The sequence below is a fragment of the Brevibacterium oceani genome (assembly GCF_013623835.1).
Taxonomy (GTDB): Bacteria; Actinomycetota; Actinomycetes; order Actinomycetales; family Brevibacteriaceae; genus Brevibacterium; species Brevibacterium oceani.
Genome location: NZ_JABKDE010000003.1, coordinates 288,633 through 310,860 on the forward strand (window position 1 = coordinate 288,633; position 22,228 = coordinate 310,860).

19 protein-coding genes are annotated in these 22,228 nt (G+C 67.6%); 7 read left to right on the forward strand and 12 right to left on the reverse strand.

What is annotated here, in order from left to right:
- Positions 1-124: 124 nt before the first annotated feature.
- Entirely contained in the window at positions 125-940 is an 816-nt protein-coding gene (locus HK401_RS07805; protein WP_181274102.1) for a TVP38/TMEM64 family protein, read from the forward strand.
- A gap of 3 nt (positions 941-943) precedes the next feature.
- On the opposite strand, the gene HK401_RS07810 is transcribed toward HK401_RS07805, so the two are convergent.
- The 9 genes from HK401_RS07810 to paaA all read right to left on the reverse strand — a co-directional run bounded on the left by HK401_RS07810 (position 944) and on the right by paaA (position 9,040).
- A complete protein-coding gene (locus tag HK401_RS07810) occupies positions 944-1,720 on the reverse strand; it encodes an enoyl-CoA hydratase/isomerase family protein (protein ID WP_181274103.1) in 777 nt (258 codons plus the stop codon).
- Positions 1,721-1,776: 56 nt separating this feature from the next.
- Positions 1,777-2,643: a 3-hydroxyacyl-CoA dehydrogenase family protein gene (locus HK401_RS07815; protein WP_181274104.1), complete on the reverse strand. Its 867-nt coding sequence runs from the start codon at positions 2,641-2,643 to the stop codon at positions 1,777-1,779.
- Positions 2,640-3,488 carry an enoyl-CoA hydratase/isomerase family protein gene (locus HK401_RS07820; protein WP_181274395.1) on the reverse strand — a complete coding sequence of 283 codons (849 nt, stop codon included), beginning with the start codon at positions 3,486-3,488 and terminating at the stop codon, positions 2,640-2,642. The genes HK401_RS07815 and HK401_RS07820 overlap by 4 nt, the downstream gene beginning before the upstream one ends.
- 74 nt (positions 3,489-3,562) lie before the next feature.
- Positions 3,563-4,726: a thiolase family protein gene (locus tag HK401_RS07825; RefSeq protein WP_181274105.1), complete on the reverse strand. Its 1,164-nt coding sequence runs from the start codon at positions 4,724-4,726 to the stop codon at positions 3,563-3,565.
- A 203-nt stretch (positions 4,727-4,929) separates the two neighbouring features.
- A complete protein-coding gene (gene paaE, locus HK401_RS07830; protein WP_181274106.1) occupies positions 4,930-6,081 on the reverse strand; it encodes a 1,2-phenylacetyl-CoA epoxidase subunit PaaE in 1,152 nt (383 codons plus the stop codon).
- Positions 6,081-6,686 carry a 1,2-phenylacetyl-CoA epoxidase subunit PaaD gene (paaD, locus tag HK401_RS07835; protein ID WP_181274107.1) on the reverse strand — a complete coding sequence of 202 codons (606 nt, stop codon included), beginning with the start codon at positions 6,684-6,686 and terminating at the stop codon, positions 6,081-6,083. The genes paaE and paaD overlap by 1 nt, the downstream gene beginning before the upstream one ends.
- A 5-nt stretch (positions 6,687-6,691) precedes the next feature.
- On the reverse strand, positions 6,692-7,702 hold the full coding sequence (gene paaC / locus HK401_RS07840; protein WP_181274108.1) for a 1,2-phenylacetyl-CoA epoxidase subunit PaaC: 1,011 nt from the start codon (positions 7,700-7,702) through the stop codon (positions 6,692-6,694).
- Positions 7,703-7,715: 13 nt separating this feature from the next.
- Positions 7,716-8,075, reverse strand: a complete 360-nt coding sequence (gene paaB / locus HK401_RS07845; RefSeq protein WP_258234073.1) for a 1,2-phenylacetyl-CoA epoxidase subunit PaaB — start codon at positions 8,073-8,075, stop codon at positions 7,716-7,718.
- Positions 8,072-9,040 carry a 1,2-phenylacetyl-CoA epoxidase subunit PaaA gene (gene paaA / locus HK401_RS07850; RefSeq protein ID WP_219921797.1) on the reverse strand — a complete coding sequence of 323 codons (969 nt, stop codon included), beginning with the start codon at positions 9,038-9,040 and terminating at the stop codon, positions 8,072-8,074. The genes paaB and paaA overlap by 4 nt, the downstream gene beginning before the upstream one ends.
- Positions 9,041-9,716: 676 nt before the next feature.
- On the opposite strand from paaA, the gene paaI reads away from it, so the two are divergent.
- The 3 genes from paaI to HK401_RS07865 all read left to right on the forward strand — a co-directional run bounded on the left by paaI (position 9,717) and on the right by HK401_RS07865 (position 12,398).
- Positions 9,717-10,178: a hydroxyphenylacetyl-CoA thioesterase PaaI gene (gene paaI / locus HK401_RS07855; RefSeq protein ID WP_181274109.1), complete on the forward strand. Its 462-nt coding sequence runs from the start codon at positions 9,717-9,719 to the stop codon at positions 10,176-10,178.
- Positions 10,179-10,365: 187 nt separating this feature from the next.
- Complete coding sequence (locus HK401_RS07860) at positions 10,366-11,661, forward strand: AMP-binding protein (protein WP_181274110.1); 1,296 nt, start codon at positions 10,366-10,368, stop codon at positions 11,659-11,661.
- Between the two features lie 98 nt (positions 11,662-11,759).
- Positions 11,760-12,398, forward strand: coding sequence for a TetR/AcrR family transcriptional regulator (locus HK401_RS07865; RefSeq protein ID WP_181274111.1), 639 nt, complete (start codon positions 11,760-11,762; stop codon positions 12,396-12,398).
- Here HK401_RS07865 and HK401_RS07870 read toward each other — a convergent pair.
- A complete protein-coding gene (locus HK401_RS07870) occupies positions 12,364-13,635 on the reverse strand; it encodes a glycoside hydrolase family 1 protein (RefSeq protein ID WP_181274112.1) in 1,272 nt (423 codons plus the stop codon). The two genes, HK401_RS07865 and HK401_RS07870, sit on opposite strands and share 35 nt — an antisense overlap.
- Positions 13,636-13,681: 46 nt before the next feature.
- On the reverse strand, positions 13,682-15,034 hold the full coding sequence (locus HK401_RS07875) for an MFS transporter (RefSeq protein WP_181274113.1): 1,353 nt from the start codon (positions 15,032-15,034) through the stop codon (positions 13,682-13,684).
- Positions 15,035-15,269: 235 nt separating this feature from the next.
- Between HK401_RS07875 and HK401_RS07880 the strand changes: the two genes are divergently transcribed.
- The gene (locus HK401_RS07880) at positions 15,270-15,860 is read left to right on the forward strand and encodes a TetR/AcrR family transcriptional regulator (protein ID WP_181274114.1); all 591 of its coding nucleotides are present in this window, start codon (positions 15,270-15,272) and stop codon (positions 15,858-15,860) included.
- A 74-nt stretch (positions 15,861-15,934) separates the two neighbouring features.
- Positions 15,935-18,541, forward strand: coding sequence for a family 78 glycoside hydrolase catalytic domain (locus HK401_RS07885; protein ID WP_181274115.1), 2,607 nt, complete (start codon positions 15,935-15,937; stop codon positions 18,539-18,541).
- Between the two features lie 6 nt (positions 18,542-18,547).
- On the opposite strand, the gene paaZ is transcribed toward HK401_RS07885, so the two are convergent.
- A complete protein-coding gene (paaZ, locus tag HK401_RS07890) occupies positions 18,548-20,599 on the reverse strand; it encodes a phenylacetic acid degradation bifunctional protein PaaZ (RefSeq protein WP_181274116.1) in 2,052 nt (683 codons plus the stop codon).
- Between the two features lie 257 nt (positions 20,600-20,856).
- On the opposite strand from paaZ, the gene HK401_RS07895 reads away from it, so the two are divergent.
- Positions 20,857-22,221, forward strand: a complete 1,365-nt coding sequence (locus HK401_RS07895) for an MFS transporter (RefSeq protein WP_181274117.1) — start codon at positions 20,857-20,859, stop codon at positions 22,219-22,221.
- Positions 22,222-22,228 lie beyond the last annotated feature (7 nt).

The following is a 22,228-nucleotide window of genomic DNA, read 5'->3' on the forward strand; positions in this document are numbered from 1 at the left end:
CACACGGTCCGTTCCCGGCCCGCTTCCTCGACGCTTCGGCCCCCGCCTGCCCTCTCTGCAGGCGGGGGCCGAGTCGCGAAACGCGGATTGCCGTCGCGCTCCTGTTCGGACGTAGGATCGGTCCATGCCCGGACACGACGATCCCTCAGCATCGAAGCGCAGATCACGCTCCGAGGGTTCGCCTGCCCGCGAATCCGACGCTTCCCCCACGGATGCCACCCGCAACCTCACCGCATCCGACGGCGACGCAGTCGGGAGACGATCCCGCCTCGATTGGCCGACGATCCTGCGCAACATCGCCCTGGCGCTGGCGCTGCTGGCCGCAGTGTGGGCGGTCTTCAACGTGCGTCTGCCCTCGATCGATGTGCTTCAGGACGATATCGCGGCCGCCGGCTTCTGGGGCTTCGCCGTCTTCATCCTCATCTACGCCGTCGTCGCCGCCACCCCCATCCCGGTGACGATCATGGCCACCGCCGGCGGCCTCATCTACGGTCTGCCCTTCGGCACGCTGTGGTCGATGATCGGAGTCGTCCTCGGCTGCTGGGGCGGGTACTGGATCGCCCGAGCCCTCGGTCGGGACACGGTGATGAAGCTGCTCGGTTCGCATGCCGAATCCGTCGAGTCCCGGCTCACCGGCGGTGGATTCTATGCGGTGTGCGCCCTGCGCCTCATGCCCGGATTCCCCTATTGGCCGGTGAATTACGGCAGTGGAGCGCTCGGCATCGACAACCGCACGTTCCTCACCGCCACCGTCATCTCATCCCTGCCGGGTCAGCTCTCACTCGTCGCAGTCGGTGCGTTCATCGGTGACCCGACGATCTTCCACGGCGTCGCCGTCGGAATCTCGTGGGCGCTGGTCATCACTCTGACGATCATCACCGTGCGCCGATGGAAGCGCACTCGCGACGCCGAGGCAGGCGAGAAGTCAGAGACGGACTGAGCCTCATTCGAAGTTCGGTTTCCGCCGCTCCTGGAAAGCACGGAATCCTTCGGCGTAGTCAGGCGTCTGGCGGGCCGATTCCTGCAGCGCGGCCTCCTCGGCGAGCACCTCGGCGAGGCTCGGACGGTCATCGGCGAGCTTCTGCACGAACCCCTTCTCCATCGCGAAGGCCTCGGCGGGCCCCGACACGATCTTCGCAAGCTTCGCTTCGACGAACTCTGCCAGCTCCGCCGCCGGGACCGCGCGGGAGACGATCCCGGTCGCGGCCGACTCGGCGCCGGTCATGAAATCGCCGGTGACGATGAGGTCCATGGTCCGGTGGTAGCCCACCCGGTCGAGGAACACGTGGTGGGCACCGGAATCGAGCATCGCGCCGATCGCGGCGAACGGGGAGCCGAACTTCGCGTCATCGGCGGCGAAGATGATGTCGGCGGCCGCGGCGATGCCGAAGCCCAGCCCGAGCGCGGCCCCCTGGACCTGCGCGATGACGGGGATCGGCAGGGCCCGGATCGCCTGGAAGACGGGAGCGAAGGTCTCGGCGAGGAACGCGTGGGCGTCGTCGGTCTCGACGTCGATGTCCCCGATGTCGCGGCCGGAGCTGAAGACTGTGCCCTCACCGCGGATGAGGAGCACGCGGACGTTCGGGATCGCCTCGGCGACCTTCGCCACGGCCGCGGCGATGTCGCGGAGGTTGTCCGCGTCGAGGGCGTTGCGGGACTCCGGGCCGTCGAGGATGATCTCGGCGATCTGGCCGCGGTTCTTCAGCTGGATGTCGGTCATGGGTGCTCCTTTGCGTGTCCTGTCAGGCGTCGTGTCTCAGCGCAGCTTTCGGAATGTCACCAAGTGTAGAAGCCCTGCCCGGACTTCCGCCCGAGGTCCCCGGCCGCGACCTTGTCGCGCAGGATCTGCGGGGGTGCGAAACGGGGCCCGAGCTCTTCGGTCAGGTGCTCGGCGATGCCGAGGCGCACATCGAGGCCGACGATGTCCGTCGTCGTCAGCGGCCCGGCAGGGTGCCGGTAGCCCAGGGTCATGGCACGGTCGATGTCCTCAGCGCTGGCGACGCCGTCCTCGACCATCCGCATGGCCTCGAGCGCCAGGGCCACACCGAGGCGGGAGGACGCGAACCCGGGTGAGTCCTTGACCGTGATCGCCGTCTTCCCCAGTCCTGCCACCCATCCCCTGGCGACCTCGACGAGGCGGGTGTCGGTGTGAGTGCCGACGACGACCTCGACGAGTCCGGACACGGGAACCGGGTTGAAGAAGTGGAGTCCGATGAGGGCCTGCGGCCTCGGCAGTGCGGCGGCGAGTTCGTCGATCGACAGCGCCGAGGTGTTCGTGGCGATGCTCGCGGCCGGCGCGTACTTCGCGATTCCTCTGAGGATCTCCTGCTTGAGTTCGACGATCTCGGGCACGGCCTCGACGACGAGGAGAGCCTGGTCGAGCAGGGTCGGGTCGCGGACGACCTCGACGGTGCCGGGCACGTCGATGCCCTTGGATTTCGACTTCTCGATCGAGGCGGCGATGCGCTGCCTGGCCGCAGCCACGGTGTCCTCGGTGCTCTCGATGACGATGACGCGGGCGCCGGCGGTGGCGAAGGCGTGCGCAATGCCCGCACCCATCCGACCGCCGCCGTAGACGCCGACGGTCTCGGGCACGCGCGGGACCGCCTCGGTGGAGGTGGCTGCCGTATCGGTCTCGCTCATTCGGTGCTGCCTCTCTCATCGGTGCGGGGTTCGCGCTGCTGGTCCATCGCCTCGGTGGCCACGGCCTGGGCCTTCGCACGCTTCTTCGCCTCCCTCTTCTCCAGGAACGCGTCCATGCGGGCGTACTTCTCCTCGGTCTCGAAGAGCACTGCCTGGGCCACATTGTCGATGAGCGGATGAGCCTCGCGGGGAGCCTGGAACGCGGATTTGCTCAGTCGCACCGCCAAGGGCGCGAAGCTCGCGATCCGATCGGCCAGGGCATGGCCGGCGATTTCGAGGTCCTCGGGGTCGACGACATCGTTGAGCAGTCCGATGGCCTTGGCCTCTTCGGCCTGCAGGGTGCGACCGGCGAGCAGGATCTCCTTGGCCCGGGGTTCGCCGACGAGTTCGCGCAGACGCCACGCGGCACCGGCCGAGGCGATGATGCCGAGTCCGGGTTCGGGATTGCCGATCTTCGTCGACGGGGTGCCGATGCGGAAGTCAGAGGCGAACGCGAGTTCGGCCCCACCGCCCAAGGCATAGCCTTCGACGAGCGCGATGACGGGCATCGGCAGGTCGTGGATGCGAGAGAAGATCCTCGAATTGATGCCGGCCAGCGCCTCCTCCCGGCCCCGATTGCGCATCTGAGAGATGTCGGCCCCGGCGGCGAAGACACCGTCCGAACCGGTGATGATCGCGACCTTGGGTTCGGCCTCGAGCTCAGCACACACGGCGTGGAGGGCCTCGACCGTATTCAGATCGATGGCATTGCGCACTTCGGGCCGGTTGAGTCGGATGATCGTCCGATCCGAGCGGCGTTCGACGATGAGCGGGGAGGCCTCCATCGCCGAGGTGGTTCCGGCCATCCCGTCGCTCGCCGAGGTGGCTCCGCCGTTCGGTGCCGAACCGTCGCCCCGGTTCGGCGCGGCGTCCCCCGCGCTCATGCGCGCTCCAGCAGCAGTGCGGATCCCTGACCGACGCCGACACACATGGTCGCCAATCCCTTCTTGCTGCCAGCCTGTTCGAGGCGGTTGAGCAGGGTGAGGGTGATCCGGGTGCCCGAGCAGCCGAGCGGATGCCCGAGTGCGATGGCCCCGCCGAAGCCGTTGACGGTTTCCGGATCGAGGCCGAGGTCGCCGATGCACGCCAGCGACTGGGAGGCGAAGGCCTCGTTGAGTTCGACGGCCTCGAGGTCGTCGACGCTCCACCCGGTGCGCTCGAAGACCTTGCGGGTGGCGGGCACGGGCCCGATGCCCATGATGTCCGGGGAGACTCCGGCGTTGGCGCCGGCGACGACGCGGGCGCGAGGGCTGAGCCCATGCCGGTTCGCGTAGTCCTCGGACACGAGGATCGTCACAGCCGCCCCGTCGTTGAGGGAGGACGAGTTGCCGGCGGTGATGACTCCGCCTTCACCGTGGATCGGGCGCAGCTTCGCCAGCTTCTCCAGAGTCGAATCGCGCGGGCCTTCGTCGACAGCCACCTCGCCGATGGGAAGGATCTCGGGATCGAACTTCCCTTCACGCTGCGCGGCCAGAGCCTTCTGGTGCGAGTTGAACGCGAATTCGTCGAGGGCGTCACGAGTGAGCTTCCACTTCTCGGCGACGCGTTCGGCAGTCTGCGGCATCGACAGGGTCGTGTCCTCGTCGAAGGCGGGGTTCGTGAACCGCCACCCGATCGAGGTGTCCCAGCTCCGGCCCGGCTTCGACCACGCGCGGGAGGGCTTCTCACTCACCCACGGCGCACGGGTCATCGATTCGACTCCCCCGGCCACGACCACCTCGGCGTCTCCGGCGGCGATCATCGCCCGCGCGGTTGTGATCGCGGTCATCCCCGAGGCGCACAGGCGGTTGACGGTGAACCCAGGCACGGATTCGGGCAGCCCGGCCAGCAGCACGGCCATGCGGGCGATGTTGCGGTTGTCCTCGCCGGCCTGATTCGCCGAGCCGAGGATGACCTCGTCGATGTCGGACGGATCGATTCCGGACCGGTCGACGACGGCCTTCAGCGTCTGAGCCACGAGGTCGTCGGGCCGCTGATCGGCGAGAACTCCCCCATACCGACCGATCGGTGTGCGCAGTCCGTCAAGAATGAATGCCTCGGGCATGGTGCTCCTCATCTGCTGTGTGCCTCAAATGTCATGTGTGTTGACGGCCATTGTGCCGCATCGTCCGCGGGCACGGCCCGGGCGGTTCCCATGCGGACGAATGCTGTCCACACGGTCGCCGTCTCCGCACGGCCGCAGTGCCGACGGCTGCAGCCCGAACGACTGCAGCGCGGACGGCGCCCGGGGCCTGTCCCGCGCCGGGCTCACGAGTCGAAGTCGACCGTGACCTCGTCGCTGACGGGGAACGTCTGGCAGGTGAGGACGAAGTTCGCGGCCACCTCGGCGTCCTCGAGGGCGTAGTTGCGGACCATATTGACCTCGCCGCCGCAGATCTTCGCACGGCAGGTCCCGCACACTCCGCCCTTGCAGGCGAACGGCAGATCCGACCGGGATTCCTGCGCGGAATCGAGGATGGTCTTGGCCTGCGACATCGCCGAGGTGGTCCTGCGTCCGTCGAGCACGACCGTGACGTCGCTGGTGGCGCCCACAACGACCTTGTCCGCGTGGACGACCTCCGGCGGCGGTTCGTCGACGTAGAAGAGTTCGAAGTGGATGGCTTCCTTGGGCACGTCGAATTCGGCGAGGACTGTGCGGGCGTCGTTGAGCATGCCCAGGGGTCCGCACAGCCACACGTGGTCCATGCTGCCGATCGGGACGATCGCCGACAGCAGTTCGCGCAGCTTGTCCTCGTCGAGGCGGCCGGAGAAGAGTTCGACCTCGCGCGGTTCGCGGGAGAGCACGTGGACGAGATCGAGCTGCTGGCTGCGGGCGTCCTTGAGGTCGGCGAGCTCCTCGGCGAACATCACGGTGTTCGTCTTCCGGTTGCCGTAGAGCAGGGTGACCGAGGACTCCGGGTTGGACAGCACGGTCGAGGCGATCGAGAGCATCGGAGTGATGCCGGATCCGGCGGCGATGCACAGGTGGCGTCCGCCCTGGTCCGGGTCGGCGCGGAAGCTGCCCGAGGGCGGCTGCACCTCGATGACGTCACCGGGTCGGACCTCGTTGACCAGCCACAGGGAGAACAGTCCCTCGGGGACTTCGCGCACGCCGATGCGCGGGTCGGACCCGGCTGGGGCGCAGATCGAGTAGGTGCGGCGGTGCTCGGCACCGTCGATGACGCGACGCAGGGTCAGCGACTGTCCCGCGGCGAAGTCGAAGAGTTCGGCATACTCGGCGGGAACGTCGAAGGTCACGGCCGCGGAATCCTCGGTGAGGTGGTCGACGGACTTCACGGTCAGCGGGTAGAAGCGTGACCGCGACGAACCGTCGGGCTGGGTGGCGGCGGCCGCCTCGGCGGGGTACGTCCCGGCGGAACCGGGCGCCGCCTCGGCGGTCTGGTCGATCGTCTGGGTCATCAGATCTCCTTCACGTGGTCGAAGGGTTCGAGGCAGTCGAGGCACTGATACATGGCCTTGCACGCGGTCGGGCCGAATTCGGAGGACAGGCGCACGTTGTGCGAGCCGCAGAGCACGCAGGTCACGGCGCGGCGGGTGGGCATGAGGGTCAGGGCCACGGGTCCGTCGCGGCGGGGCGCGGTTCCGGGTGGGGAGATGCCGGCGTCCTTGAGGGCCTTCTTCCCGCGTTCGGTGATCCAGTCGCTCGTCCAGGCCGGGGTCAGGGACACACGCACCTCGGCGTCGGGGAATCCCGCGTCCTGCAGTTCGCGCTGCAGGTCATCGCGCATCGCCGCCATTGCCGGGCACCCCGAATACGTGGGGGTGATGGTGGTGACGACGTGGCCGTCCTCGACCTGCACGTCGCGGAGCACGCCGAGGTCGAGCAGCGTGAGCATCGGCATCTCCGGGTCGGTGACGCGTTCGGCGGCGGCCCAGGCGCGGTCGATCGCGTCGGCGGCGTCGGTTGTGTCGTCGCCGTCGATCGCGGTCGCGGGGGCCGCCTCGGTGAGGTCCGCCTCGGCGAGGGCGTCGGTCGCCTCGGTGAGGGTGTGGGTCTGGAGCATCGCGGTCACCACAGTCCCTCCGGGTGTTCGCGGGCGACGACCTGCATCTCGGCGAGCAGCTTCGACAGCGCTTCGGTGTGCAGTCCGTCGCGGCCCTTCTGACCGTGCACGCCGACTCCGGCGAGTCCTCCGCGTTCGGGACGGTCGATGCCGGCGGCGGCGAAGACCTGGTCGAGGATGACCGAGGCCTCGTCGGCCACCTCGGCGGGATCGATGCCGATGCCGGCATCGGCCACGGCGGCTTCGACCGGGTGTGTCTCGAAGAGTTCGGACCACAGCGGCCACAGTCCGTCGAGGGCCGTGACCAGGCGGGACCTGGACTCCTCGGTGCCGCGGGCCAGGGTGACGACCCACCGGCCGGCGAAGTCGCGGTGGTAGGACATCTCCTTGACGCCCTTCGCGGCGATCGCGGCGAGCACGGAGTCCCGGCTGGTCGTCAGGCGTTCGAAGATCGACAGGCGCCACGTCGAGTAGATGAGGATCTTCGCGACCGCCTCGGCGAAGTCGCCGTTGGGCACCTCGGCCAGGCGGACGTTGCGGAAGGCGAGGTCGTTGCGGAAGAACGCGAGCCGGTCCTCGTCCGGTACCGGTGAGCTCTCGGGCAGCTCGGGCACGAGTGCCGGATCGGCGGCCGCAGCGCGGGCGAGCAGGAGCCGCGACTGTCCGAGGAGGTCGAGCGCGATGTTCGCCAGCGCGATGTCCTCTTCGAGGTCGGGGGCGTTCGAGCACCATTCGGAGATGCGCTGGCTGAATACGAGCGCGTCATCGCCGAGCATGAGGCAGTACGCGCCGAGGTCGCTCGCATCGACGCCCTCGGGCACGGTCGTGTCGACGCCGGCCAGGGGGTCTTCGAAGTCGGTGCCGAAGGCCCAGTGGGCGTCGTTGACGAGCAGGCCCGAGTAGGCGTTGTCGTGTTCGTCGTGTTCGACGTTGGTGCCCGCCTCGTCGTGTTCGACGTTGACGGTGGGATCGTTCGCTGTCGCGTCGCCCCGGGCGGGCGTGTGTTCGGTCGTCATGGCTCGCCCCTCCTCACATGTGGGGGACATCGGCGGGGATGTCGTAGAAGGTCGGGTGGCGGTAGACCTTGTCGCCGCTGGGGGCGAACATCGGGTCCTTCTCGTCCGGGCTCGAGGCCGTGACGTCGGAGGAGCGCACGACCCAGATGCTCACACCTTCGTTGCGACGGGTGTAGACGTCACGTGCGTGGTGGAGCGCCATCTGATCGTCGGCGGCGTGGAGGGATCCGACGTGGACATGGTTGAGGCCGCGCTTGCCGCGGACGAAGACCTCGTAGAGCGGCCATTCGCCGCGGGTCGCGCTCGCCGAGGTGGCACTCGCGTTCGTCTCTGTTCCGTTCGCCGAGGTGGGGCCGGGGTTGGTCTCGGTCATTTCACTGCCTCCTCGGCGGTCTGGTTCTCTGCGAAGGCGAGCGCAGCCTCGCGCACCCACGCTCCCTCGTCCCACGCGCGCTTGCGGTGGGCGATTCGCTGAGTGTTGCAGGGGCCGTTGCCTTTGACGACGTCCCAGAACTCGTCCCAGTTAGGGGTCGAGAAGTCGTAGTGGCCGCGTTCCTCGTTCCACGTGAGGTTCTCGTCGGGGAAGGTCACGCCGAGGGCCTCGGCCTGCGGGACGGACATGTCGACGAACTTCTGACGCAGCTCGTCGTTCGTGTGGGTCTTGATGCCCCAGGCCATCGACTGCTCGGTGTTCGGGGAGTTGTCGTCGGGGGGTCCGAACATCATCAGCGCCGGCCACCAGAAGCGGTTGACCGATTCTTGGACCATCTCGCGCTGGGCGTCGGTCCCGCGCATCATCGTCATGAGCAGTTCGTAGCCCTGCCGCTGGTGGAAGGACTCCTCCTTGCAGATGCGGATCATCGCGCGACCATAGGGCCCGAACGAGGTCCGGCACAGCGGCACCTGGTTGCAGATCGCGGCCCCGTCGACGAGCCAGCCGATCGTGCCGACATCCGTGTAGGACAGCGTCGGGTAGTTGAAGATCGAGGAGTACTTCTGCTTGCCGGCGACGAGCTTCTCGGTGAGTTCGTTGCGGGTGGCCCCGAGCGTCTCTGTGGCGGAGTAGAGGTAGAGGCCGTGGCCGGCTTCGTCCTGAACCTTCGCCAATAGGATCGCCTTGCGGCGCAGCGACGGAGCGCGGGAGATCCAGTTGCCCTCGGGCTGCATGCCGATGATCTCCGAGTGCGCATGCTGCGCGACCTGCCGGATGAGCGTCTTGCGGTAGGCCTCGGGCATCCAGTCCCGGGGTTCGATTCGATCCTTCGCCTCGATCGTCGCGTCGAACTGCTCCTGCAGCTGCGCTTCGTCAAAGCGGCTGTCGTTCATCTGAGTTGTCATGACCACTCCACCCTTGGATGTGCCCTTGTCAGGACCTGGCACGGTCAGCGGCTGCCGACTCCACGTGCGGGTCGAACCCTGTAACGGAACCCTGTTACGAGCTTCGCCCCGAGGCATCCATTTACTGACCGTTTGTTCTGTATTGTTGTCACCAGTGTCGCACACCCCCGCCCCGGGTGCAATGCAACCGCCCGCGGAGCGAATTGTTCGGTCGATCCGCGGCGGCCTGAGCGCCCAGACCGCCGCGGATCAACCAGTAACTCGCACCCCGGCGCACCCACGCCGAGCCCCAACGCCGCGCACCCCGCCGCCACACACCGCCGCCTCTCCGAAACAACGGTGGAGCGCCGAGAGCCCGGTGCACACAGCGTGGTCTCGGCGCTCCACCGTTGTTTCGGCGCCCCGGACCGTGCCACCCCACGCCGACTTGACGATGCGTGCGGATCGCCGGGGCCGCGCTCGCCGGAACTTGACAGAGACGCCGATCACAACGATATTTATTGACCAGATGGTCGTTTATTCACCGGCGTCCTCCACCAGAGGCATCGCCGGGATCGTCCGCCGTCGTCCACGCGCCACGGTCGCCGCCCACAAGGATCCGGATCGCCCACCGTGGAACCGCCCGCCCAGCACGAGCAGAGGCTCAAGCACACAGCGACTCGAGGAGGAGCCGACCATGGGTCAACCCGCCCACGACACCACGACGACCTCGGAGCCGGATGCAAGCCCACCGGCAGGTGAGGAGCTCACCGGCGCGGCGGCGATGTTCGCCAACGATCGGGCGTCCCAGCACCTGGGCATCACCGTCGACGACCACGGACCCGGATGGGCACAGTGCTCGATGAGGGTCTCCGAGATCATGACCAACGGCCATGACATCACCCACGGCGGCTACATCTTCCTCTTCGCCGACACGACCTTCGCGATGGCCTGCAACTATCCCGGCTCGATCACGGTCGCCTCGGGCGGAGACATCGACTTCCTCAAGCCGACCCACCTCGGCGACGAACTCGTCGCCCGCGGACACGAGGTCATCAAGCAGGGACGCTCGGGCATCTACGACGTCACCGTCACCCGCGGCGATGAGATCATCGCGACCTACCGCGGCCGCTCCCGCACCCTCCCACCCCGCACGTGACCCCGGCAGCGGGCCTCGCCCCGACTGGCGGCAGACCCAGCCCGGCACGCAGCCGCGCCCCCAAAGTGACCCCCACCCCAGCCACCCGCTGACGAACCGGCACCGGCAACGGAGCCCCACCTCGGCGGTCATCGGATCCGACACCGGACGGATCCGTCACGAAGAAGAATTGCGCAAGGAGACGACAATGACTGACACCGACCTCGACGCCGGCGAACGGATGAGCCTGGACGAGCTGCGCGCCGATCAGCTCGCCAACCTCAAGGCCACGGTGACCTCCGTGTACGAGAACGTGCCGTTCTACCGGAAGGCCTTCGATGACCTCGATGTGACTCCGGCCGACATCACGAGTCTCGATGACATCGCGAAGCTGCCGTTCACGAACAAGCAGGATCTGCGCGACAACTACTCGTTCGGGCTCTTCGCGGTCCCGCGCGAGCAGGTCGCCAGGATCCATGCCTCCTCGGGCACGACGGGGCTGCCGACGGTCGTCGGGTACACGACGGGCGACCTCGATCGGTGGGGCAGCCTCATTGCCCGCTCCATCCTCGTCGCCGGGGGCAAGCGCGGGCAGATGATGCACAACGCATACGGGTACGGACTCTTCACGGGCGGCCTCGGCGTGCACGGCGCCGAGCGGCACGGATTCACCGTCGTCCCGATCTCCGGTGGTCAGACCCCTCGGCAGGTGCAGCTGATCCAGGACTTCAAACCCGATCTCATCACCGCCACCCCGACGTACCTGCTGACGATCCTCGACGAGTTCCGCAAACAGGGCATCGACCCGACGACCACGAGCCTGAAGACCGCGATCTGCGGTGCCGAGCCGTGGACGGACGAGATGCGCAGGGAGATCGAGCAGTCCTTCAACATCAACGCCGTCGACATCTACGGCCTCTCCGAGGTGATGGGGCCCGGCGTGGCCTGCGAGTCCGCCGAGACGAAGGACGGCCCGACGATCTGGGAGGACCACTTCTACCCGGAGATCGTCGACCCCTTCACCGGTGAGGTGCTGCCCGACGGCGAAGAGGGCGAACTCGTCTTCACCTCCCTGACGAAGGAGGCGCTGCCGATCATCCGCTACCGCACGCACGACCTGGCGACGCTGCTGCCGGGCACCGCGCGCCCGAACTTCCGCCGCATCTCGCGCATCACCGGACGCTCCGATGACCTCATGATCATCCGCGGCGTCAACGTCTACCCCGCGAACGTCGAATCCGTGCTCTTCGAGTTCACCGGGCTCAGCCCGCACTTCCAGCTCGTGCTCACGCGTCCCGGCCGGATGGACGAGATGACCATCGAGGTCGAATCCCGCGAGGGCATCGGCGCCGTCGAACTCGACGGCCTCGATCGCCTCGTCGCCGCGCGCGTCAAGGAGCGGCTGGGCGTCTCGTGCACCGTCGACATCAAGATGCCCGGCGACCTGCCGCGCTCGGTCGGCAAGCTCAAACGCATCATCGACCGCCGCGAAGGCGTCCGCTGAGGCGGGTCGGGATGATCACCGAGGCGGTGGGTCCGGGACGCTTCCCCCCGTGACCCGCATCACGGCGCTCGCCGAGGTGGCCGATTAGACTGATGCGCATGCCCGAATCGTCCACCCCCGAGCCGACCCCCGCCGAGGCGGCCGCCCCCAAGCGCTCCCGTCGCGGGCGTCCCGGCTACGACCGGGAGACGCTCATCAACAAGGCGACCGAGGTGTTCGTCGCGCGCGGATACGACGGCACCTCGATGGACACCGTCGCCCGCGAACTGGGCATCACGAAATCCGCGATCTACCACCACGTGAAGTCGAAGGAGGAGCTGCTGCGGTTGGCGATCAACCGCGGCATCGACGCCCTCGACTCTGCCGTCGAGATCGAGAGTCAGCGTGCGGGGATGGGTGCGCTCGAGCGCCTGCGCCTGGCCGTGCACGCCAGCGTCGTCATCCTCATCGAGTACCACCACTCGGTGACCCTGCTGCTGCGGGTACGCGGAAACTCGGCCGTCGAGCGGGAGGCCATCGAGGCCCGGCGCCGCATCGACGCGAAGATCCGCGCCCTCGTCGAGGCGGCCATCGCCGAGGGCGGCCTGCGCGCGGACTTCACTCCCGGTCTGGTCACCCGCCTGCTCTTCGGCATGGTCAACTCGATCACCGAGTGGTACCGCCCCGGTTACCCCATCGAGCCGAAGGTCATTGCCGACGCGGTCACATCGCTGGCATTCGAGGGCCTGGAGAGCTGAGCGCTCCGGCCTCCCTGTGGGCCGCCACCACCTCGGCGTAGGCTCCTGCGCTGGGCTTCGCGATCCGCTCGAAGGTCACCGGATCGACGCTGTGCAGACCCAGCTTGGGCCGGTAGCCGAAGATCCATTCGAAATTGTCCAGCAGCGTCCAGTGGCAGTACCCGAGCACGGGCACGCCCTCGGCCAGCACCTCTTCGAGCAGGGCCAGCGACGCCGGAATGAACTCGGCACGCTGCCTGTCATCGGCGGTCTGGATGCCGTGCTCGGTGACGAGCACCGGCACACCCGACCGGGCATGGGCGTAGCGGACGGCGCCGGCCAGGGAGGTCGGCGCGATGGCCGTGCCCATGCCGTTGATCTCGGCGTCTGCCGCGGGAGGGACGACACCCTCGGGCCCATGCACGATGCGCTCGTAGTTCTGCACGCCGATGAAATCGTCCTCGGCGGCGACCTCGAGCCAATGGTCGTACACGGCAGCCCGCTTGGCGTCGCGGTCGGCTTCGCCGCCGGGTAGGGCGTACTCATCGCTGATGGCGATGGAGACACCCACCGGCAGTTCGGGACGGATCTCCTTGATCGCCCGTTTGGCGGCTCGGTGCACCCGGGTGAATGCGGCCTCGAATTCGGCAATCTCCTCGGGCAGGACGACATTGGCCGAGCGATAGCGCTCGACACCCAGCGTCACACCAGCAGAGGCGAGCATCCTCCGCTTCCCGGCCTGCGCCTCGGGTGGGAGGACGAAGGCGAGCATCTGCTCGAGGTTGGGCTCATTGAGGGTCACGACTGCCTCGACGCGGTCCCCGAAGCGGCCGATCACCCGGGCGCAATGGGCGGCGAAGAGTTCGGGAGCGTCCTCGGCAAGCCAGGCGCCGCGGGCGGCGAACCACTGCGGTGCGGAGAAGTGGCTGAGCGTGATGATCGGAGCGATGCCCCGTGCCCTGGCACCGTCGACCATCGCCTCATAGTGGTCGAGGGCCGCCTCGTCGATGACACCGGGCTGCGGTTCGATGCGCGCCCATTCGACGGAGAAGCGGTAGGCATTGAGGCCCATTCCCGCCACGAGATCGAGATCCGTCTCCCACAGCTCATAGCTTCTGCAGGCCGCTCCGGCGGGTTCGACGAAGATCGTCTCCTCCACCGTCTCGAGGAAGGCGGTATCGCTGACCGTGTCGCCGCCTTCGTTCTGGTGCCCCGCGGAGGCGGCACCCCAGAGGAAGTCGGAGGGGAAATTCATCATATCTCAATCCTTGCCATTCGATTTCGTTCACTCATGTCGTTCTTCGTCAGCGCGCGCCGCGGACGAAGAGGATGACCAGACCGCCGATCATCGCGGACAGCGCTCCGGCGATGAACAGCGCCGCGAAGTTCTGCCCTCCGCCGGCACCCATGCTGATGGCCAGCAGGGCCGGAGCGACGGCCGCGACGATGGTGATCGGCAGGTTGTCTGCGATCTTGATGATCCCGATGTCCTTGGCCGGATTGGCCGGATCGGGCAGCACCTGGGTGGCGAGCACCAGCTCCACCGCGAAGTACACGCCCTGACCGAATCCGACCACCGTGCAGGCGACGAGGTAGAAGGCGAAGTTCGGGGCAAAAGCGGCGAGCACCAGTCCGATGCCGAGCACCACAGCCGCGACGAGGATGAAGGGACGGCGGACTCCCAGGCGATCGCTGAGCTTGCCGACGGCCGGAGCGACGAGCAGTGTGATTCCGGCATTGACGACGACGGTGAGCAGGATGAGGAAGCCGAGCTTCTGCGCCGGCACGTGCAGGCCCTGCAGCAGGTAGATCCCCTGGTAGGCATTGATCGCTGCGACCCCCGAGAAGACGAGCATGCGGCTGGTGAAGACCCACATGAAGTCCGGGAACCGAATCGGATTGACCCAGAAGATCCCCAGCGCAGCACGCAGAGAGAACGGAGGCTTGGGCAGGGAGCTCTCCGGGTCCCGCACCATGGCCGCCAGCAGCAGCATGCCGAGCACCGCGAGGGCGGTGGGCAGGCCGACCAGGGGCAGGATCGCATCGCCGAAGGGCGAGACCATCGCCATGCCGACCATGGCGCCCACGGGTGCGCCGAGGCTGATGAGAGCCATCACCGGACCGCGCCGGTCCTCGGGCAGCTGATCCGTGGCCAGGGCGGCAATGATGACATTGGCCGTGACGAAGCCGGCGGTGATGAGCAGATGCGCGACCACCAGCAACGCAACATCGTTGGCGAGGATGAGGAGGATGCCGCCGACGAGGTAGAACAGCGCGCCCAGCGCCAGATAGGGTCGGCGCCGGCCGAGAGCCGAACGCGAGCGATCACTGAGGGCGCCGATGATCGGGAAGGCCACGAGCGTGAAGACTCCGGTCACCGCGGCCGAGATGGAAAGGATCGTCGTTGCGCCACCTGCATCGATCGAGTTGGCCTTGAGAGTCATCGTCAGCAGCGCCGCCGTCATCTGCCCGGCCCCGGCTCCGATGATGGCGAGGAGGATGAAGAACGTCAGCCCCCGCCGAGGTGCGGGCATGCGGCCGGCTGCCGGCTCTGTCACCTCTGCTGGCAGCGGAAAGCTGGCTCCGCTGGCCGAGAATGCAGTGCTGCTGAGAGGTTCGGCCGCGCGTGCGACCACTTTGTCCGAGTCGAGATCCATATCCGTTGGGCTTCCTTGCCATGGTGGGTGGAAAACTGCCGGGCCTCGTCGGGCGAGACCTGAGGTGACGCTAGCACGAAAACTTTATGGCCTCAATGTTTTTAATCCGCCCAGTCACCCGCAATCTTGAGGACGAGAATTTCGCAGCGCTTTGACCTGCGACTATTCGCATCTCGCCGGCTGCGAAAACTGAAGCCTTTCACATTTTCATTCCGCGGCCTGATAGCGTACCGGCATGGCAGGTCCACGTGGGGAGTACCGAAAGACGGCAGCGAGGCGGGAGCAGATCCTCGACGCCGCCTTCACCGTCTTCTCCACCTCCGGCTATTCCTCCAGCTCGCTCAGCGAGATCGCACGGCTGGTGGGCATCTCCCAGACCGGAGTGCTCCACCACTTCAGCGGCGGCAAGATCGCTCTGCTGCGCGCCGTGCTCGACCGCCGAGACCGGATCGCCGAGAGCATCCTCAACGACCAGCACGGCACCGATTTCCTCCGCAGCCTGCTCGAGATCTCGCGGCAGCAGTACCGCCAACGCGGCGTCGTGCAGCTCTACCGCATCCTCTCCGCCGAATCGACGAATCCGGAGCATCCGGCTCACGGGTACTTCAAGGACCGCATCCACCGCATCTGCGATGCGGTCACCGTCGCCTTCCAGGAGGTCGCCGCGGACGGCGGACTCAAGCCGGGTGTCGATCCGCGGGCGGCCGCGATCAGCACCCTGGCGATCACCGAGGGCATCGAACTGCTGTGGCTCAACGGAGTCGAGGTCGACCTCGTCGAGGACGTCCGCACGCACATGGAGGGCTATCTCCTCGCTCCGCTGTGAGCACCACCGCTTGAGCACCACCCTTTGAACGCCACCGCCAGTTCTGCGCGAATCCACCTGTTCCAGGAGCCACCATGACCTTTGCACCGCCCCGTGTCGACCCCGTCGTCATCGAGCATCACCGCAGCGCCCTCGGCATCGGCGAGAACGCGCCGCGACTCTCGTGGACCACGCAGACGAGCCGGCCGGGCTGGCGCCAGGCCGCCTACGAGATCGAGATCGGCGGCCAACGCTCGTTCTCCACCGGCCGTGTCGATTCCGCGGACCAGGTCCTCGTCCCCTGGCCGGATCTCCCCCTGCGCAGTCGCGAGCGCTGCACGGTGCGGGTTCGCGTCTGGGGGCACGGCGAGGATGTCGCCAGCGAGTGGAGCGAGGAGACGCCCCTCGAGGCCGGACTGCTCGATCCGCAGCTGTGGACGGCCGCAATGATCAGCCCGCCTGTGCCGCGGGCAGGAGAGGGCGGCGAACCGGCGATGCTCCTGCGCGCCGAGTTCAGCGTCCCCGATTCGATCGCCAGCGCCCGGATCCGCGCCACCGCTCTGGGCGTGATGACCCTGCGCCTCAACGGCCGCGCGGTCGGCGACGACGTCCTCCACCCGGGATGGACCAGCTACGCCTCGCGCCTGCGGTACCGCACCTGGGACGTCACCGACAACGTGCAGGCGGGCGCCAATGCGCTCGCGCTCGAACTCGCCGACGGCTGGTACCGCGGGTATCTCGGCTTCGGCGGCCTCCGTGAGCTCTACGGTGAGCGCACCGCAGCCCTCGTCCAGCTCGAGATCGCCCATCATGACGGTTCGATGACGATCATCGGCACCGACGAGACCTGGAAGGCCGCTCCCAGTCCGACCGCTCGGGCCGACCTGTACATGGGCGAGACCTTCGACGCCCGGGCGGCGGCCGAACTCGAGCAGACCGGCCGCGGGGATCTCGGCGGCTATGACGACTCGACCTGGTCCCCGGTGAGAGCCGTCCCCTTCGACCCGACCACGCTCACGGCCCCGACCGGACCTCCCGTCCGCGTCATCGAATCCCTCTCCCCCGAGGCGGTCTTCACCAGTCCTTCGGGGCGGACGATCATCGATTTCGGGCAGAACCTGGTCGGACGCCTGCGGCTGCGCATTCCCGCCGGTCGGGGAACCATCACCCTGCGCCATGCGGAGGTGCTCGAGGACGGAGAGCTCGGCACCCGTCCGCTGCGGAAGGCCCTAGCCACCGATGAGGTCATCCTCGACGGCGCACCGCTGACCTGGGAGCCGAGCTTCACCTTCCACGGTTTCCGCTACGCCGAGGTGAGCGGCTGGCCCGGAGCGCTCGATCCTGCAGACATCGACGCCCTCGTCATCCACACCGATATGGCTCCCAGCGGAGATTTCGCCTGCTCGGACCCGTTGCTGACTCGCCTTCACGAGAACGCCCGGTGGAGCATGCGCGGCAATTTCCTCGATATCCCCACCGACTGCCCCCAACGCGATGAGCGCCTGGGCTGGACCGGTGACCTCGCGGTCTTCGCTCCGACCGCGGCCTTCCTCTACGACGTCAGCGGAATGCTCTCCGAATGGCTGGCCGATCTCGCACTCGAGCAGCACCCAGACGGCAATGTGCCGCCCTTCGTCCCCTGGGTCGATGCCGATCCGAACCTGCCGCCCCTGGGCCCCGAGGCCGGATGGGGAGACGCCGCAACGATCGTGCCCTGGACGCTCTATCAGCGCACCGGTGACCTCGGCCTGCTGCGCCGCCAATGGACCTCGATGACGGCCTGGGTCGACGCCTTCGCGGGCCGGGCCGGTGAGGGAATCGACTTCCCCGCGGGCGGCTTCTCCTTCGGCGACTGGCTCGATGCCGGGGCCGCCGATGACCGCCCCTGGGATGCCCGCCTGCCCTGGCAGGCCGTGGCCACCGCCTACCTCGCTCAGTCCGCGGGAATCGTCCGCGATGCCGCGCGTCTCCTCGGCGAGGACGCGGCGGAGGAGCACTATGGCAAGCTCCGCGAACGTGCAGCCGAACGCTATCGCAACGAGTACATGACTCCCTCGGGGCGCTCGGCCTTCGCCTCGCAGACGGCCTATGCCCTGGCCCTGCGCTTCGATCTGCTCGCGGCCTCACAGCGCGAGCACGCGGGGCAGCTGCTTGCCGAGCAGGTCGCCGCCGACGGCTTCCACATCGGTGCGGGCTTCCTCGGCACGGGTCATGTCTGCGATGCGCTCGTCGACGCAGGTCAGAGCGACACCGCGTGGCGATTGCTCCTGCAGCGGGAGTGCCCTTCGTGGCTGTTTCCCGTGACGATGGGGGCGACGACGATCTGGGAGCGGTGGAACTCGATGCTTCCCGACGGGTCGATCAATCCGGGCGAGATGACCTCGTTCAATCACTATGCCTTCGGCTCCATCGCCGATTTCCTGCACCGCAGGGTCGCCGGGCTGGCCCCCGCGGAACCGGGCTATCGCCGCCTGCGCATCGCCCCGGTTCCCACCCCGGACCTCGACTGGGCACGAGCCTCACACGAGACGCCCTACGGCCGAGCCGAGACGCAGTGGACCCTGGGCCCGGACGGGACCTTCACGCTGCGCCTCGTCATCCCGCCCTCAACCTCCGCCGAGGTGCTCCTGCCCGATGGCAGCGCACATGAGGTCGCCGCAGGCGAGCACGAGTTCAGCTGCACCCTGCCCGCCGGGCCCTAGGCTCCCTCAGCTCTTGGCGACGAGGGTGAGCACATCGTATTTGGCTACGGGCTCGTGCCTCTGGTTGACGACCTGGGCGTCCCAGCGGACCTCGCCGTATTCGTCGGTCTCGCGCGGGGTGATGCGCTTGGCCGTCAGCGTCACCTTGAGCGAATCCCCGGGTGAGACGGGGGTGATGAAGGTCAGCCCCTCGAGGCCGTAGTTCGCGAGCACCGGGCCCGGGTCCGGTTGGACGAAGAGTCCGGCGGCGAAGGACACGATGAGGTAGCCGTGCGCCACACGTCCCGGGAAGAACGGGTTCGCGGCGGCCGCCTCCTCGTTCATGTGGGCGTAGAAGGTGTCGCCGGTGAAGTTCGCGAAGTGCTCGATATCGTCGAGCGTGACCTCCCGCCAGTCGGATTCGAGCGCATCCCCGACGCGCAGATCGCTCAGTGACTTCGTGAACGGATGATCGCCGAGGTGGCGCTCCGAACCGTTCACCCATTCCCCGCCGATCGCGGTGAGCATGTCCGGGGAGGCCTGGATCGCGGTGCGCTGCATGAAGTGTTCGACGCCGCGCAGTCCGCCCATCTCCTCGCCGCCGCCGGCCCGTCCGGGGCCGCCGTGGATGAGGTTCGGCAGGGGTGATCCGTGACCGGTCGACTCCTCGGCGTCATCGCGGTCGAGGACGAGGATGCGTCCGTGCCAGGGAGCGATCTTCCGGACGAATTCGGTGGCGAACTCGGAATCATGGGTGACGACCGACCCGACCAGGGAGCCCCGGCCACGGGCAGCCAGACGCACGGCCTCCTCGGTGTCGGTATAGGTGATGATCGAGGTCACGGGCCCGAAGGCTTCGATGTCGTGGACGGCGTCGACCCAGGCGTCATCGGCCTGGAGCACCGTCGCTGCGACGTAAGCGCCGCCGTGCTCGGCGGCCAGACGGTCGGACTCCTCACGCCCACCGGCCAGCAGGTGTGCCCCGCCGGCGAGGATCTCATCGATCGCGTCGAGGACGTCGCTGCGCTGCTTGTCGGAGACCACGGGACCGAGGCGGGTGGACTTCTCGCGCGGGTCACCCACGCCCTGGGCGGTCAGCTTCGCGATGATCGCCTCGCCGACCGCCTCGGCGTGGGCCTGCGGGACGATCGTGCGCCGGATCGCGGTGCACTTCTGCCCGGCCTTGACGGTCATCTCTGCCACGACCCCGTCGACGAAGAGGTCGAATTCCTGCGAGCCGGGACCGGCATCGGGTCCGAGCAGGGAGAAGTTCAGGGAGTCGGCCTCGGCGAAGAAGCGGGTGCCGCGCTCGGTCACGCAGTCGAGCCCGGAGAGGCGACGTGCAGTGGCCGCGGAGCCGGTGAAGGCGATCGCGTCCTGTTCGGCCAGGTGGTCGAAGAGCGGGGTGACGTCGCCGCTGATGAGCTGGATGGCACCGTCCGGCAGCAGCCCGGATTCGACCATGTCCGCGACCACGGCTCGGGTCAGGTGAGCGGTGTCGGTGGCGGGTTTGACGACGACGGGGACGCCTGCGACGAACATCGGGGCGAACTTCTCGAGCATGCCCCAGACGGGGAAGTTGAAGGCGTTGATCTGGATGGCCAGGCCCTGCCGGGAGGTGAGGATGTGACGGCCGACGAAGGTGCCGTTCTTCGACAGGCGTTCGACACCGCCGTCGAGGTGGACCGTCGAGTTCGGCATCTGCCGACGGGCGACGCCGGAATAGGTGAAGAGGGTGCCGATGCCGCCTTCGATGTCGACGAACGCGTCGCGCTTCGTGGTGCCCGTCGTGAAGGAGATCTCGTGGTAGCCCTTGGTCCGCTCCATGAGGTAGCCGCCGAGCTTCTTCAGGATCACTCCGCGCTGGTGGAAGGTGAGCTTCTGCAGTTCGGTGACGCCGGTGGTCTTCGCGTGGTCCGCGACGGCGGCGAAGTCGACGCCGGAGGAGCTGACCTCGTGGAGGAGTTCACCGGTGCCGGCGTCGCGGACGGGACGGGCCGGTGCAGCCGCCTCGGCGATGTCGGACGCAGCGGGCGTGTGCCAGGCTCCGGCCACATAGGAACTGAGGATGTCGGTCATGCTTTGCTCTCCTGGTCGAACACTGTCTCCCGGTTCACGGCGACCGCTTCCGGCACCGCTGCCGCTTCCTTGAAAATATACTAACCAATCGGTCGGTAATTGTCATCGGCGCCCCGGAGTGAAGAGCAGGTGGCGCGCGGCACATCCCTGATCTATGATCGACTAGAATTACTGACCAAGTAGTCACAATATGACCGCACTCCGCATCGGCGCGGGATCGGCCATCGTCGACATCACGAGTCAATGGAGACCCACTCATGTCCGCCACCGCATCAGACCCCACCACACCGAATCCGACCGAACCGCATTCGATCACCCGCGAGGAGCGCAAGGTCCTCGCCGGCACCCTCGTCGGCACCACCATCGAGTGGTACGACTTCTTCATCTACGCCCAGGCCGCGGGCCTCGTCCTCTCGACGCAGTACTTCGGCCCGCTCGCCTCGGACAATCCGGCACTCGGCCAGATCATGGCGTGGGCGTCTCTGGGCATCTCCTTCCTGTTCCGGCCGTTGGGCGCGATCGTTGCGGGCCACCTCGGCGATCGGATCGGGCGGAAGAAGATGCTCGTGCTCACGCTCATCCTCATGGGGGCCGCGACATCACTCATCGGCCTGCTGCCGAACTACGCGATGATCGGCGTCGGCGCACCGATCCTGCTCACCCTGCTGCGGATCCTCCAGGGCTTCTCCGCCGGCGGCGAATGGGGCGGGGCGGCTCTGCTCTCCGTCGAACACGCACCCGTCTCCAAACGCGGCGTCTTCGGCGCCTACCCGCAGATCGGGGTGCCGGTCGGGATGATCCTCGCCACCGGCGTCATCTGGATCCTCACCACCCAGCTCAGCCCCGAACAGTTCGCGAGCTTCGGCTGGCGGATCCCGTTCCTCTTCTCCGTCATCCTCGTGCTCGTCGGGTATTACATCCGCCGCCAGGTCGAGGAGTCCCCGGTCTTCGCCGAACTCGCCGAGCGCCGGGCCGAATCCTCGGCACCGCTGGGCACGCTGTTTCGGAAGAACACGAAGGAGGTCATCCTCTCCGCGCTCATCTTCATCGGCAACAATGCCGTGGGCTACATGATCATCGCGTTCTTCGCCGCCTACGCCTCACGGCCGCTCGCCGAGGGCGGGTCGGTCGGTCTCGACCGAGCACCCGTGCTGCTGGCGACGACACTGGCGAGCTTCGGCTGGCTGGTCTTCACGATGTGGGGCGGGGCGCTGTCGGACAAGTTGGGACGCGTGCGGACCTTCCAGATCGGCTACATCCTGCTCATCGTGTGGCTCATCCCGACGTTCCTCATGATCGACATGGCCAACATCTGGGCCTACGGCATCAGCATCTTCGTCCTCACCGTCGGAATGGGCCTGTCCTACGGGCCGATGTCGGCGATGTACGCGGAGATGTTCCCCGTCGAGGTCCGCTACTCGGGTGTCTCGATCGGCTACGCGCTCGGCGCAATCCTCGGCGGCGCCTTCGCCCCGACCATCGCCGAGACCCTGCTCGCCGAGACCGGTAAGTCCATCTCGATCGCGATCTACATGATCATCGTGTGCATCATCTCGCTCATCGGGGTCAGCCTCGTCAAGGAGACGAAGGGCGTCGACCTCGGCGTGGCCAAGCACCACTGAGGTGGTG